12 protein-coding genes are annotated in these 13976 nt (G+C 73.0%); 8 read left to right on the top strand and 4 right to left on the bottom strand.

Annotated elements, in window-relative coordinates; genetic code table 11:
* The first annotated feature begins 67 nt into the window (after positions 1-67).
* From ACIG3E_RS05385 to ACIG3E_RS05360, 6 genes are all read left to right on the top strand, one after another.
* Positions 68-1135 carry an NTP transferase domain-containing protein gene (locus ACIG3E_RS05385; protein WP_399611532.1) on the top strand — a complete coding sequence of 356 codons (1068 nt, stop codon included), beginning with the start codon at positions 68-70 and terminating at the stop codon, positions 1133-1135.
* Between the two features lie 509 nt (positions 1136-1644).
* Positions 1645-3108, top strand: coding sequence for a molybdopterin molybdotransferase MoeA (locus tag ACIG3E_RS05380; RefSeq protein ID WP_399612173.1), 1464 nt, complete (start codon positions 1645-1647; stop codon positions 3106-3108).
* Between the two features lie 34 nt (positions 3109-3142).
* Complete coding sequence (locus ACIG3E_RS05375; RefSeq protein WP_399611529.1) at positions 3143-4249, top strand: potassium channel family protein; 1107 nt, start codon at positions 3143-3145, stop codon at positions 4247-4249.
* Positions 4250-4360: 111 nt separating this feature from the next.
* Entirely contained in the window at positions 4361-5338 is a 978-nt protein-coding gene (locus ACIG3E_RS05370) for an NAD(P)H-quinone oxidoreductase (protein ID WP_399611527.1), read from the top strand.
* A gap of 231 nt (positions 5339-5569) precedes the next feature.
* The gene (locus tag ACIG3E_RS05365) at positions 5570-5992 is read left to right on the top strand and encodes a hypothetical protein (RefSeq protein WP_399611525.1); all 423 of its coding nucleotides are present in this window, start codon (positions 5570-5572) and stop codon (positions 5990-5992) included.
* A 99-nt stretch (positions 5993-6091) separates the two neighbouring features.
* Positions 6092-6643 carry a bacterial proteasome activator family protein gene (locus ACIG3E_RS05360; protein WP_399611522.1) on the top strand — a complete coding sequence of 184 codons (552 nt, stop codon included), beginning with the start codon at positions 6092-6094 and terminating at the stop codon, positions 6641-6643.
* Positions 6644-6796: 153 nt separating this feature from the next.
* Here ACIG3E_RS05360 and ACIG3E_RS05355 read toward each other — a convergent pair whose 3' ends face one another.
* Both ACIG3E_RS05355 and ACIG3E_RS05350 read right to left on the bottom strand, forming a co-directional pair.
* On the bottom strand, positions 6797-7258 hold the full coding sequence (locus tag ACIG3E_RS05355) for a carboxymuconolactone decarboxylase family protein (RefSeq protein WP_399611519.1): 462 nt from the start codon (positions 7256-7258) through the stop codon (positions 6797-6799).
* Between the two features lie 233 nt (positions 7259-7491).
* Positions 7492-9135 carry a protein kinase gene (locus ACIG3E_RS05350; protein ID WP_399611517.1) on the bottom strand — a complete coding sequence of 548 codons (1644 nt, stop codon included), beginning with the start codon at positions 9133-9135 and terminating at the stop codon, positions 7492-7494.
* A gap of 363 nt (positions 9136-9498) precedes the next feature.
* Between ACIG3E_RS05350 and ACIG3E_RS05345 the strand changes: the two genes are divergently transcribed.
* The gene (locus ACIG3E_RS05345) at positions 9499-11100 is read left to right on the top strand and encodes a protein kinase (RefSeq protein ID WP_399611515.1); all 1602 of its coding nucleotides are present in this window, start codon (positions 9499-9501) and stop codon (positions 11098-11100) included.
* 9 nt (positions 11101-11109) lie between these two features.
* On the opposite strand, the gene ACIG3E_RS05340 is transcribed toward ACIG3E_RS05345, so the two are convergent.
* Entirely contained in the window at positions 11110-11547 is a 438-nt protein-coding gene (locus tag ACIG3E_RS05340) for a pyridoxamine 5'-phosphate oxidase family protein (protein ID WP_399611513.1), read from the bottom strand.
* A gap of 163 nt (positions 11548-11710) precedes the next feature.
* Positions 11711-12373 (bottom strand): response regulator, encoded by a 663-nt coding sequence (locus ACIG3E_RS05335; protein ID WP_399611510.1) that lies wholly within the window; start codon positions 12371-12373, stop codon positions 11711-11713.
* A 359-nt stretch (positions 12374-12732) separates the two neighbouring features.
* Between ACIG3E_RS05335 and pdhA the strand changes: the two genes are divergently transcribed.
* Positions 12733-13974, top strand: coding sequence for a pyruvate dehydrogenase (acetyl-transferring) E1 component subunit alpha (gene pdhA / locus ACIG3E_RS05330; protein WP_399611508.1), 1242 nt, complete (start codon positions 12733-12735; stop codon positions 13972-13974).
* Positions 13975-13976: the final 2 nt, after the last annotated feature.

Genomic DNA, 13976 nt, shown 5'->3' with positions numbered 1-13976 from the left:
GGAACATGAGACCTGCGGGGCACCCATCAGGGGTGGCGTTGACATCTCGGGCGCCCATACTCGGTGGATGACCACGAACACGGCCCCCGGCACGGCGGCGTTCGACGCCGTCGTGCTCGCCGGAGGCCGCGCGGCGCGGCTCGGCGGTGCGGACAAGCCCGGCGTGCGCGTGGGCGGCAGGACGCTGCTCGACCGCGTCCTGAGCGCCTGCTCCGGCGCGACGACGACCGTCGTCGTGGCGGCGCCCCGGCCCACCGGGCGGCCCGTGGTGTGGGCGCGCGAGGAGCCCGCGGGCGGCGGGCCCCTGGCCGCGCTCGACGCGGGCCTGCGCCACACCGCCGCCGAACTGGTGCTGATGCTCTCCGCCGATCTGCCGTTCCTGCGCGAGGAGACGGTACGCGGCCTCCTCGCGGCGGTGGGCACGGCGGACGGCGCGCTGCTCACCGATCCCGACGGCCGTGACCAGCCACTGGTCGCCGTGTACCGCGGCGCCGCGCTGCGACGGGAACTGGCCCGCATCGCGGCCGAGGGCCCCGCCCGGGCCGCCGCGGGGGATTCCGCCCGGGGCGCGGCCGGGGGCCCTCCCCGCATCGCGGCCGGTAAGCCCGTTCGCGCGGGAGCCGGGCTCGCCGGGTTGCCGCTGCGGCTGCTCACCGAACGCCTCGACCTGGTCCGGATCGCCGAGCCGCTGGCCGCGTTCGACTGCGACACCTGGGACGACATCGCCGCCGCCCGCGCGCGGATCAGGGAGCATGGGCACGTGTTGTTGGATGAATGGATTTCCGCAGTCAAGGACGAACTGGGCATCGACCTCGACGTCGACACCGGCACCCTCCTCGACCTCGCCCGCGACGCCGCGCACGGAGTGGCCCGGCCCGCCGCGCCGCTGACCACCTTCCTGGTCGGGTACGCGGCGGGGCTCGCCGGGGCGAGCGGCGGGCCGCGGGCCGTCGCGGAGGCAACGCGCAAGGCGGCCGCGCTCGCGGCCCGCTGGGCCGAGGAAGGGGACCCGGGCGGGGCACCCGCGGCCGGGAGCCCGCCGCCGGGGTCCGGCACCCCCACCGGTGCGGCGCCGGACGCGCCGTCCGGCAGCGCGCAGGCCGCCCCGGCCGACGAGAATCCGGGCGCCCGATGACCGGCGACCAATCGGCCGACGCCGAACTGGACGAGGCACTGGCCCTGGCGAACGAGGACCGCGCCACCACCCGAGCCACGAGCGTGCCGCCTGCCCCCGGGGTGCCCAACGTTGCGCCTGCCCCTGGGGCACCCAGCGCTCCGCCCGCCCCTGGGGCGCCGAGCGTTGCGCCCGCAGCAGAGGCCGCGAGAGCTCCGTCCGCCCCAGGGGGACCTGGCGTTCCGTCCGCCCCTGGGGCACCCGGCGTTGCGCCCGCCCCCGGGGCGCCCAACGTTGCGCCTGCCGCCGGGGCACCGAGCGTGTCACCCTCAGCAGAGGCCGCGAGCGCCCCGCTCACCCCAGGGGCACCCGGCGTGCTGCCTGCCCCTGGGGCACCCAGCGCCCTGCCCACCCCAGGGACCCCACGCACTTCGCCCGCCCCCAAGGCCGCGAACGACCCGCCCGCCCCCGCCCCGGGCCCCGCATCCACCCCCGGGCCGAAGACCGGGCCCGGGCCCGTCTCCGCGGGCGTGCCGCCCACCGGGCCGGGCACCCCGCCCCACCGCGACGAGCCCGTCGCATCCCGCTCCCACCGCGACGAGCCCGTCGCCCCCCGCTCCCGCCGCGAGCCGTCGGCGCCGTCCACGCCTGGCCGGGGTCGCCCCGGGCCCCAGCGTCCCGGCGACGACCCGGCGGGCCACGGTGGCGCGCGGCAGCGTGCTCGCGCCACCTCCTGGCCCGAAGCCCGCGCGGTGTCCCGCAGGGCCGGGGCTCCGGGGGGTACCGCCCCCGTGGTCACGCCGTTGTCCGACAGCCTGGGCCGGGTCCTCACCTCGCCTCTGGCCGCCCTCACCGACCTGCCCTCCTTCGACACCTCGGCGATGGACGGGTGGGCCGTGGCGGGGCCGGGGCCCTGGACGGTCCTCGCGGGCGGGGTCCTGGCCGGACAGGAGCGGCCCGAGCCGCTCGGTGACGGCGAGGCGGTGCGGATCGCGACCGGTGCCCGCATCCCGCAGGACACCACCGCCGTCATCCGCAGCGAGCACGCGCGCGTGGACGACAAGAGCAAGCTGCACGCCCAGCGCGACGTCGTGCCCGGCCAGGACATCCGGCCGCGCGGCCAGGAGTGCCGCGCGGGCGATCAACTCCTTCCGCCCGGCGCCCTGGTGACACCTGCCGTGCTCGGCCTCGCCGCCGCGGCCGGGTACGACGCGCTGCCCGTCGCCCCGCGCCCCCGCGCGGAAGTGCTCGTCCTGGGCGACGAGTTGCTCACCGAAGGGCTGCCGCACGAAGGCCGCATCCGGGACGCGCTCGGTCCGATGCTGCCGCCCTGGCTCCGCGCGCTCGGCGTGGTCGTAACGGCCGTACGCCGCCTCGGAGATGACGCGGAAGCCCTCTACGAAGCCCTGGCCCGGTCCACGGCCGACGTGATCGTGACGACCGGCGGTACCGCGTCCGGGCCCGTCGACCACGTCCACCCCGCGCTGCACCGCCTCGGCGCCGAGTTGCTCGTCGACGGGGTCGCGGTGCGCCCCGGCCACCCGATGCTGCTCGCCCGTCTGCCCGAGGCACCTCGGTCCGAGGCGGCCCGACCCCCGGCCCGGCACCTCGTGGGCCTCCCCGGAAACCCCCTCGCCGCCGTCTCCGGCCTGCTCACCCTGGCCGAGCCGCTGCTGCGCGGGCTCGCGGGCCGTCCCGGCGCCGAGCCGTACACCGCGCCGCTGCGGGACGACGTACACGGGCATCCGCACGACACGCGCCTCGTGCCGGTCGTCCTGCGGGCCGAGTACGCGGTGCCGTTGCACTACAACGGCCCGGCGATGCTGCGGGGCATCGCGGTCGCCGACGGGCTCGCGGTGGTGCCGCCGGGCGGCGCGCGCCGTCGGCAAGAAGTGGAGATTCTCGATCTGCCCTGGACCGAACCAGGCGGATCACACGGCGAGTTGGGGCCCGACGGCTCGGCGGACCCTTTCAGCGAGGTGTGTTTCACGTGAAACCGGCGGACCCCTTCGGCGAGGTGTGTTTCACGTGAAACTGCCCGGCCATGACGCGATCGCGCGCCAAGCCGACGAACACCTCGTCACCCACCGCGTCAAACTCCCCAGGCGCGTCGTCGAACGCCCCTTGCGCCAGGTCGGCAAACGCCTGCTGATGGCGATGGTCGTGCTGGGGCTGACCATCCTCATCGTGTACGTCGACCGCGACGGCTACCACGACAACGCGAACGGGACGATCGACTTCCTCGACGCCTCGTACTACGCCACCGTGACGCTCTCCACCACCGGGTACGGCGATATCGTCCCGCACAGCGACAGCGCGCGGATGGCCAACATCTTCCTGATCACGCCCCTGCGCGTGCTCTTCCTGATCATCCTCGTCGGCACCACGCTCGAAGTGCTGACGGAACGCACCCGTGAGGAATGGCGGCTTTCCCGCTGGAGGTCCAACTTGCGTGACCACACCGTCGTCGTCGGCTTCGGCACCAAGGGCCGTTCCGCGATCCAGACCGTGCAGGCGACGGGACTCAAGCCCGAGCAGGTCGTGATCGTCGACCCCAGCTCGAAGGTCGTCGACGCGGCCACGGCGGAGGGCTACGCGGGAGTCGTCGGCGACGCGACGCGCAGCGACGTGCTGCTGCGGGCCGAGGTGCAGAAGGCCCGCCAGATCATCGTGGCGACCCAGCGCGACGACACGGCGGTCCTGGTCACGCTCACCGCCCGGCAGCTCAACCGGCAGGCGAAGATCGTGGCCGCGGTGCGCGAGGAGGAGAACGCGCCGCTGCTGCGGCAGTCCGGTGCCGACGCCGTCATCACCAGTGCCAGCGCGGCGGGACGGCTGCTCGGCCTTTCGGTGCTCAGCCCGAGCGCGGGCGTGGTCATGGAGGACCTGATCCAGCAGGGCAGCGGCCTCGACCTGGTGGAACGGCCGGTGATAAAGGCCGAGGTGGGGCGCGGGGTGCGCGATATGAAGGACCTCGTCGTCAGCGTCGTACGGGGGCACAGGCTGCTCGCGTACGACGATCCCGCCATCGGCGAGCTCCAGTTGACGGACCGGCTGATCACGATCGTCCGGGCCTCCCCGGCTCCGGAGCCACCGGCGGCGGACGCGCGGCGGGTGGCTCGGCCGCTGGACTGAGGCAGGCGCTGCCCGGAGTGCCGACACGGCCCCGTGCCCGGGAGGGCCGGGGCCGTGTCGTTCGTGCGCGCGCCCCTTCCGGCCACAGGGCGCGGGAGTAGCCTCGCCCGCATGCATGCGATCACGATCCCCGAATCCGGTGGGCCCGAGGTGCTTCAGTGGGCCGAGGTCCCCGATCCCGTACCCGGTGAGGGCGAGGTCCTCATCGACGTGGCGGCCAGTGCCGTGAACCGTGCCGATCTGCTCCAGCGGCAGGGCTTCTACGACCCGCCGCCCGGGGCGTCCCCGTACCCGGGCCTGGAGTGCTCCGGGCGGATCGCGGCGCTCGGCCCCGGCGTCGCCGGTCTTGCGGTCGGCCAGGAGGTGTGCGCGCTGCTCGCGGGCGGCGGCTACGCGGAGAAGGTCGCCGTCCCGGCGGGGCAGGTCCTGCCGGTGCCCGACGGCGTCGACCTCGTCACGGCGGCCGCGCTCCCGGAGGTCACGGCCACGGTCTGGTCGAACGTGTTCATGGTGGCCCATCTGCGCCCCGGCGAGACGCTCCTCGTGCACGGCGGCGCCAGCGGCATCGGCACCATGGCGATCCAGCTCGCGAAGGCCGTCGGGGCGCGCGTCGCGGTGACGGCGGGCGGCAAGGAGAAGCTGGCGTTCTGCGCCGACCTGGGCGCGGACATCCTCATCGACTACCGCGAGCAGGACTTCGCCGAGGAGATCCAGCGGGCCACCGACGGGGCGGGCGCGGACGTGATCCTGGACATCATGGGCGCCAAGTACCTGGAGCGGAACGTCAACTCGCTCGCGGTCAGCGGCCGCCTCGCGATCATCGGCATGCAGGGCGGCGTCAAGGGCGAGCTGAACATCGCCACGCTGCTGCGCAAGCGCGCCGCCGTCACCGCGACCTCGCTGCGGGCCCGGCCCGTCGCGGAGAAGGCCTCGATCGTCGCGGCGGTGCGGGAGCATGTGTGGCCGTTGATCGGGGCGGGGCAGGTGCGGGCTGTGGTGGATCGGGCGGTGCCGATGCGGGACGCGGGGGCCGCGCATCAGGTTCTGGAGGGGGGTGGGCACATGGGGAAGGTGGTGCTGGTGCGGTAGCCGGGCCCTCGCGGGTGCGCCCCAGGCCCGCCCCTTCCCGAAACCAGGGGGCTCCGCCCCCCGGACCCCCCGTGATCGGCGCTGCGCGCCTCGTCCTCAAACGCCGGACGGGCTGGGAGGGCCTGGGCGGGCTCAAAGCGCTCGGCGTCGAGATGCCGGATGAGGCGTGCCGTGTGACGCTGGGCGCACGCCCGCGATCTTGGTGACCCGGCTGCGGGAGGGAGTCGTGCGGTGACGTCGTGGCTGTGCCGTGCTGCGCGTGCGGTCGTACCGGTGGCGCTGGTGAGCGTGGTGCTCGCCCCGGCGCCGGGGTACGCCGCCGACCCGTCCCCCGCCCCCTCGGCCGCGTACTACGACGAGGTGGCGCTCGCCGGGAGCCGTGCGGGCGAGGGGAGGGCCCGGCCGGGGCGTGCGGAGCCGCTCGTCGTGCCCGATCCGCGGGGCTGGCGTCCGCTGCCGCCCCCGGCGGCCCGGAAACCGCGCACCGAGCCGAGGCCGCCGCCCGCCGCAGCCGACATCGCCGAGCCGTCGTCCGCACGGCGTACGGCGACCGGGCCGCCCATCCCCGGCCTGCGCGTCCTGCCGCTCGGCGCGGGCCTGGTCCTGATCGGCCTCGGCCTGGGGTTCCTGGGGCTGCGCGTGCGCCGGGGCTGACCGCCCACGAGCCCCGGTTCCGCGAGCCCGTACACGGTGGATCACCGGCGAATGGGGGCACCAAGGATGTGTGGACAACGGGTGCGAGAGAATGGCGGCATGGAGATGCCGAGGAACGAACGGTCGCCGGAGAATCCCCAGGTCCTGGTTGTCGGCCAGGACGGCATGGCGCTCGGCGGCGGCGGAGGCGCAGGCGGCGACGACGCCCGCGAGGTCCCGGTGACGGACATGGTCGAACAGCCGGCGAAGGTCATGCGCATCGGCAGCATGATCAAGCAGCTTCTGGAGGAAGTGCGCGCGGCACCTCTGGACGAGGCGAGCCGGGTGCGCCTCAAGGAGATCCACGCCAGCTCGGTGAAGGAGTTGGAGGACGGCCTCGCGCCCGAGCTCGTGGAGGAGCTGGAGCGCCTGTCGCTGCCGTTCACCGAGGAGGCGACGCCGAGCGACGCGGAGCTGCGCATCGCGCAGGCCCAGCTGGTGGGCTGGCTGGAGGGCCTCTTCCACGGCATCCAGACGACCCTGTTCGCGCAGCAGATGGCCGCGCGGGCCCAGCTGGAGCAGATGCGCCGCGCGCTGCCCCCGGGCGTGGGCGGCCACGAGGGCGACGAGGAGGGCGGCGTGGCGGGCCGCAGCGGCGGCCCCTACCTCTAGGCACCTACCTCCGGGGCCCTACCTCTAAGCCCCCACCTCTAGGCCCTACCCCTGGCCCGTACGCGGAGGCGCCGCCCGCACCCCGGGCGGCTCGGACACGAAGGGCCCGGTACGCACCCCGCGTACCGGGCCCTCGGTCTGGGGCGGCCGGGCTCAGCCCCACGTACGGCCCGCGGGCTCCTGAATCGTGGCGTTGATCCGGTTGAACAGGTTCGTCACGCCGATGACCAGGATCAGGGCGGACAGCTCCCGCTCGTCGAAGTGGTCGGCGACCTCGTCCCAGAGCTCGTCGGACACGGCCTGCGTGGAGCGGTCCGCGAGCCGCGTGACGTGCTCCGTGAGGGCCAGCGCGGCGCGCTCGGCGTCCGTGAAGAACGGCGCCTCGCGCCAGGCCACCACCGCGGCGAGCCGCTCGGTGCTCGTCCCGGCCTTGACCAGGTTGGCCGTGTGGCTGTGGATGCAGGCGCTGCAGCCGTTGATCTGGCTGGCCCGCAGGCCGACGATCTCCTGGAGCTCCTGCGGCAGGCCGCTCTCGGCGATGGCCTGCATGATGCTGCCGATGCCCTTGAGGCTGGTGGGAAGGACGTACGCCGGGTTCTTCATACGGGCCTGCATGGCTGGTCTCCTCTGTGCCGCTCTCGCGCCGCTCGGTCTGTTGCTTCACTGACGGAGCGGGAGGAGGGAATGTGACCGGTGCGCGGAAGAAACTTCCGGGCACGGCGGCCGGTGGCCCTGCGAAGGCCCACCGGCCGACCCTGCGAGGGGCCCATGCGAAGGCGCGGCGAGGGCCCACGCGGAGGCGCTAGGAGGGCCCACGCGGAGGCGCTAGGAGGGCCCACGTGGAGGCGCTACGAGGGGTTGCCCGTCGAGATCTGGAAGGTGATCTCCACGTTCTTCGGGTCGACGTCGGAGCCCGCCTTGGGGATCTGCCCCATGACGGTGTCCTCGCCGTACGTGTTCTCGTCGAGCTTCTGCTTGTCGTAGTGCCACCCGGCCGCCTGGAGGCAGGAAAGGACCGAGCGCCAGTCCTTGTAGGAGAAGTCGGGCAGTTTGATCTTGTCCGGGTCGTTGTACGCCGTGTCCGGCTCGGTGCACTCCGTCTTCTCGATCGTCTTCGTGCGGTCCGGGCCGCGGTGCCCGGCGACCGGCTTCTTCGGCTCCTTGGAGCCGCCGTCGTCGCCGTCGCCGTTCAGGGAGATCGCGGTGATCACGCCGCCGATGGCGAGCAGGGCGACGACGATCGAGCCGATGACGACCGGCATGGTCCGCTTGCCGCCCCCGGAGCCGCCCGAGCCGCCCCGTCCACCGGCCGGTGCCGCCGTGGCGGGCTGCGGGGACAGCGAGTACGGGGGCGGGGTCTGGGCCGCCTGCGGGGCCGGGGCGTACGCGTTGGTGGGCGCGGGGGTCTGGTAGCCCTGCTGCGGGTAGCCGTACCCGGGCTGCGGGGTGGGGGCGGCCGGGGTCGCGGGGCCGTAGGGGCCCGGCTGGTACGGCGTCTGGACGCTGCCCGGGGCCTGCGGGTTCGTCGAGTCGACCGGCGGGAAGACGGCGGAGCCGACGCCCGCGCCGCTCGCTGTCCGGGCACCCGGGACGATGCTGGGGGCCGCCGCCTGGAAGGACTGCGCGACGCGCAGGCACTCGTCGCGCATCGCCTCGGCGGTCGGGAAGCGCTCGTTCGGGTTCTTCTTGAGCGCGCGGGCCACGAGGGCGTCGACGGCCGGGGGCAGCGAGCGGTTGACGGAGGACGGGGCGACCGGCTCCTCCTGGACGTGCGCGTACGCGATGGCGAGCGGCGAGTCCGCCTCGAAGGGGAGGCGGCCGGTCACGAGCTGGAACAGCATGATGCCGACCGAGTACAGGTCGGAGCGGGCGTCGACGCCGCGGCCGAGGGCCTGCTCGGGCGACAGGTACTGCGGGGTGCCGACGACCATGCCGGTCTGGGTCATGGAGGTGACGCCGGACTGCATGGCGCGGGCGATGCCGAAGTCCATGACCTTGACGACGTTCCGCTTCGTCATCATCACGTTGCCGGGCTTGATGTCGCGGTGGACTAGGCCCATCTCGTGGCTGATCTCCAGGGCCGCGAGCACATCGGCGGTGATCTTCAGCGCCTGGTCGGTGGGCATCGCGCCGTGCTGGCGGATCGCGGCGTCCAGGACGGAGCCGAGCGGCTTGCCCTCCACGTACTCCATGACGATGTACGGCATGGTCGACCCGCCAAGGTCGTCCTCGCCGGTGTCGAAGACCGACACGATGTTCGTGTGCGTGAGCTTGGCCACGGACTGGGCCTCGCGCCGGAAGCGCTCGCGGAAGGACTGCTCACGGCCGAGCTCGGTGTGGAGTGTCTTGATCGCGACCTGTCGGTCGAGCACCGTGTCGTAAGCGAGGTGCACCGAGGCCATGCCGCCCTCGCCGAGCAGATCGCGCAGCTGATAGCGGCCGCCGGCCAGTGAACTGCCCGCGTACCGGCCCTGAGCGCCGTCCTGGCTCATGTCGTGCGTCCCCCATCGGCGCGGACGCGAGACGGCGCCGCGGCTGTGACTGTGGCTATGGGTTGCGACCGATGACGTCCAGAAGACGGTGATCGATCCGCTATTCCTGGCCAAGTCTGCCCGAGGGGGATGCCACGTCAAGCTCGGTGCCCGTTCCGTGACCGTACGCGCAAGAAGAGTCTCGGAAGCGTTACAAGTTTGCCTCGGGGGGCCCTCGGCGGGTTTGATGGCCGGTCCACCTCGGACCGGCATGCCGCGCGGAGGCTGTAGCGTGGCACGGCGGAGTACCCCGTACCGCTCCTATCACGTATCCGGTGCACGCCCTCCACGGGCGGACCACGATCAGAACGACGGCGAGGACTGATGGCACAGACGCAGCGCGCTCAGGGCCCGTCCGACCCCGAGGCGACTGGCGGCGGTATGTCCGACGTGCCCGAGATGTGGGGGAACGGTGGCCTGGTCGGAGACGGTAGGTACCGCCTGACCCACCGGCTCGGCCGTGGTGGCATGGCCGAGGTGTTCGCCGCGGAGGACGTGCGTCTGGGACGTACGGTCGCGGTCAAACTGCTGCGCGCCGACCTCGCCGAGGACCCGGTGTCCAAGGCCCGCTTCACGCGCGAGGCGCAGTCGGTCGCCGGTCTGAACCACCACGCGGTCGTCGGGGTCTACGACTCCGGCGAGGACTTCATCGGCGGGAACTCCGTCCCGTACATCGTGATGGAGCTGGTCGAGGGCCGCACCATCCGCGATCTGCTGATCAACGCGGAGGCGCCCGGGCCCGAGCAGGCGCTGATCATCGTGTCGGGCGTCCTGGAGGCGCTCGCCTACTCGCACCAGCACGGCATCGTGCACCGCGACATCAAGCCCGCGAACGTCTCCATCACCAACACCGGCGCGGTGAAGGTGATGGACTTCGGCATCGCGCGCGCCCTGCACGGCGCGTCCACGACGATGACGCAGACCGGCATGGTCATGGGCACGCCCCAGTACCTGTCGCCCGAGCAGGCGCTCGGCAAGGCCGTCGACCACCGGTCCGACCTGTACGCGACGGGCTGTCTGCTGTACGAACTGCTCGCGCTGCGGCCGCCGTTCACCGGTGAGACGCCGCTGTCGGTGGTCTACCAGCACGTCCAGGACACGCCCGTACCGCCGTCCGAGGTGTCCGACGCGGCGCCGCCGGAGCTCGACGGGCTCGTCATGCGGTCCCTCGCCAAGGACCCCGACGACCGCTTCCAGACCGCCGAGGAGATGCGCGGTCTGATCCAGTACGCGCTCCAGATGCTCGCCGAGCAGGGCAGCCACACGGGGACCTGGAACACTGGCCCGGTGACGGCCGTGCACGGGCACGAGGGCGCGCACACCCCGGCGATGGGCGTCGGCGGCACCACCGTGATGCCGCACCCCGGGGACAGCGGCACCCAGCAGATCCCGAGCCCCATGCTGCGGCCGCCGGGCGGCGACGACGGCGGCTTCGACGGCGGTCACCGGGACGGCGGCGGGCGGGGCCGCGCGGGCAAGGTGTGGATCCTGGCCGTGCTGGCGGTGATCGCGGTCGCGGTGGGCGTCGCGTTCGCGCTGTCCGGGAACGACAGCGACGGCAAGAAGGACGGCGGTCCTTCCAAGACGCCCTCGACCAAGCAGTCGCAGGAGAAGAAGCCGAGCAAGAGCGCGGACGACGACGAGACGGCGGACCAGAACACGCAGCCCGGTGGCGACGGCACCGGCGGGCAGAACGACTACCCGCAGCAGTCGACCCGGCCCACGCATCAGCAGACCCAGCCGACGACGAAGCCGACGGAGCCGACGACGAAGCCGACGGAGCCCACGGATCCGCCGACCGATCCGACGGACCCGCCCACCGATCCCACGGATCCGCCCACGGAGCCGTCCGATCCGGTCACGCCGCCGGATGACGGCGGGAACGACGGTGGCACGGAGGGCGGCGAGGGGTCCGACTCCGAGTGACCCGCCCGCTCAGCCCATCGCGGGGAAGGCGACGGCGCCGCTCACCGCGGGGCTGAGCGTGTGCACCACGGCCTTCTGGGGCGCGATGCGGAGGTACACCGCGTCGTACGGCTCGCCGTCCACGAAGCGCGGGGGCGCGCCGAAGCGCGCGAGCTCCGCCGTGGTGGGGCGCACGGCCTCGCAGAGGCCGACGAGCTGGACCGTCCACTGGCCCTCGGCGGCCGCCGAGGGCGTGCCCAGGTTGTCCGCGCCGTACGCGACGACGCTCCCGACGCACGCGTCGTGGTACCCGAAGCCCCGGTGCATGCGCAGCAGGACGTGCCCGTCGGTCACGATGTGGCGGGCCGCCGCGAGGAAGGGCAGGGCGCGCATGCTGGTCGCGACCCGGCCGTAGGCGGTGCGCCGGAGCAGGGCGAAGGCGAGCTGCTGGTCGGAGTCGGAGGGCATGTCCCTACCGTGCGGCACGCGCGCGGGGCGGGAGAAGAGCCGCCCGCCCCGTAAACAAGGGACGTAAGTCCCGAGGGTCGACGTACGTCCCGAGGGTCCGGGCCGCTGCGGTACGGGAGCGCCCGAAGGGGCGCGGGGCTGTGTCCATCCTCCCGCGAAGCGCTCAGCGAAGGCGCTCGGCCTGCATGCGCGCCACGTACGCCGCCGCCTGCGAGCGGCGCTCCATGCCGAGCTTGGACAGCAGGCTGGAGACGTAGTTCTTGATCGTCTTCTCGGCGAGGTGGAGGCGCTCGCCGATGGCGCGGTTGGTGAGGCCCTCGCCGATCAGGTCGAGGATCTTGCGCTCCTGCTCGGTGAGGTTGGCCAGGCGGTCGTCGCCCTTGGCGCCGCTGCCGTCGCGCAGGCGCTCCAGGACGCGGGCCGTGGCGACCGGGTCGAGCAGGGACTTTCCGGCGGCGACGTCCCGCACGGCGGTCAGGAGTTCATTGCCGCGAATGGCCTTCAGGACATATCCGGAGGCACCGGCCATGATGGCGTCGAAGAGGGCCTCGTCGTCCGCGAAGGACGTGAGCATCAGGCATTTGATGGAGTCGTCCTGCGAACGGATCTCACGGCAGACCTCGACCCCGCTGCCGTCGGGAAGGCGGACGTCGAGCACCGCCACATCCGGACGCGTGGCCGGAATGCGCACCAAGGCGTCGGCGGCCGTGCCCGCCTCTCCGACCACCTCGATGTCGGACTCCACCGAGAGGAGCTCATGGACTCCGCGACGCACGACCTCGTGATCATCGAGCAGGAATACCGTGATTTTTCCTTGTTCGCGCACGGTGCCAGTGTCACACATCAACTCTTCCCGTGCCCGGGGTGGCCGGGATAACGTGCCGGTGTTCCGGCCCCCTGCCAGGCTGTGATCAGTGGCGTGACCAGCATGTGTTTCCCGGCTTCTCGGTTTAGTTGGATTTCCTAGTGGGCCTTTACTTGGAAATCCAAGCAAAATTGCAGGTCAGACGGGGTTTCACAGTTTCGGTACGCACTGGGTAACGTGCTTGGAGAAGGGCGCTCGCCGGGACGACTGTCACGCCTAATCCCGCTGAGCCGCACCCACCCCGTGCGACGGGCTGGAATCGGGCGAGCCGTACTGGCCTGCCGGTGGACCCCGGGGGCCGGACCGACGGAGGAGCACACGTGACCGTGGAAAGCACCGCCGCGCGTACGCCGCGCCGCGCAGGCAGCGGCGCCAAGCGCGCCAGCGCGAGCGCGAAGAGCGCCAGTGCGAGCGCGAAGAAGAGCGCGAGTGCCAAGAAGGCCGCGGGCCCGGGCACCGAGCCCGAGCTCGTCCAGCTGCTGACGCCCGAGGGCGAGCGGGTCGAGAACCCCGCGTACGACAAGTACGTGGCGGACGTGACCCCCGAGGACCTGCGCGCGCTGTACCGGGACATGGTGATGACCCGCCGCTTCGACGCCGAGGCCGTCACGCTCCAGCGCCAGGGCGAGCTGGGCCTGTGGCCCTCGCTGCTCGGCCAGGAGGCGGCACAGGTCGGCTCGGGCCGCGCGACCCGCGACGACGACTACGTCTTCCCCACCTACCGCGAGCACGGCGTCGCCTGGTGCCGGGGCGTCGACCCGACGCTGCTGCTCGGCATGTTCCGCGGCGTGAACCACGGCGGCTGGGACCCCAACAGCAACAACTTCCACCTGTACACCATCGTGATCGGCTCCCAGACGCTGCACGCGACGGGCTACGCGATGGGCGTGGCCAAGGACGGCGCGGACGGCGCGGTGGTCGCGTACCTCGGCGACGGCGCCACCAGCCAGGGCGACGTGGCGGAGGCCTTCACGTTCTCCGCGGTCTACAACGCCCCCGTGGTGTTCTTCTGCCAGAACAACCAGTGGGCGATCTCCGAGCCGACCGAGAAGCAGAGCCGCGTACCGCTGTACCAGCGCGCGCAGGGCTACGGCTTCCCGGGCGTGCGCGTCGACGGCAACGACGTCCTCGCCTGCCTCGCGGTCTCCAAGTGGGCCCTGGAGCGGGCGCGCACCGGCGAGGGCCCCTCCCTCATCGAGGCGTTCACGTACCGGATGGGCGCGCACACCACCTCCGACGACCCGACGCGCTACCGCCGCGACGAGGAGCGCGAGGCGTGGGAGGCCAAGGACCCGATCAAGCGGCTGCGGGCGTATCTGGAGGCCGGGGGCCACGCGGACGAGGCGTTCTTCGCGGAACTCGACGCGGAGAGCGAGACGTTGGGCAAGCGGGTGCGGGACGTGGTGCGGTCCATGCCCGACCCCGAGCCGATGTCGATCTTCGAGAACATCTACGCGGACGGGCACGCTCTCGTGGACGAGGAGCGGGCCGGTTTCGCCGCCTACCAAGCGTCGTTCGCGGACGCCCCTGCGGACGCCGTCACCGGCGGAGAGGTCAAGTAGCC

Origin of the sequence: Streptomyces sp. NPDC053474, from assembly GCF_044544845.1 — a bacterium.
Classification (GTDB): Bacteria; Actinomycetota; Actinomycetes; order Streptomycetales; family Streptomycetaceae; genus Streptomyces.
This window is presented reverse-complemented; position numbering and strand designations above follow the sequence as displayed.

What these genes read in the sequence shown, in the direction of transcription:
- ACIG3E_RS05385 (WP_399611532.1), top strand. Translation starts at nt 68, where the DNA reads ATGACCACGAACACGGCCCCCGGCACGGCGGCGTTCGACGCCGTCGTG.
- ACIG3E_RS05370 (WP_399611527.1), top strand. Translation starts at nt 4,361, where the DNA reads ATGCATGCGATCACGATCCCCGAATCCGGTGGGCCCGAGGTGCTTCAG.
- ACIG3E_RS05360 (WP_399611522.1), top strand. Translation starts at nt 6,092, where the DNA reads ATGGAGATGCCGAGGAACGAACGGTCGCCGGAGAATCCCCAGGTCCTG.
- ACIG3E_RS05355 (WP_399611519.1), bottom strand. Translation starts at nt 7,258, where the DNA reads ATGCAGGCCCGTATGAAGAACCCGGCGTACGTCCTTCCCACCAGCCTC.
- ACIG3E_RS05350 (WP_399611517.1), bottom strand. Translation starts at nt 9,135, where the DNA reads ATGAGCCAGGACGGCGCTCAGGGCCGGTACGCGGGCAGTTCACTGGCC.
- ACIG3E_RS05345 (WP_399611515.1), top strand. Translation starts at nt 9,499, where the DNA reads ATGGCACAGACGCAGCGCGCTCAGGGCCCGTCCGACCCCGAGGCGACT.
- ACIG3E_RS05340 (WP_399611513.1), bottom strand. Translation starts at nt 11,547, where the DNA reads ATGCCCTCCGACTCCGACCAGCAGCTCGCCTTCGCCCTGCTCCGGCGC.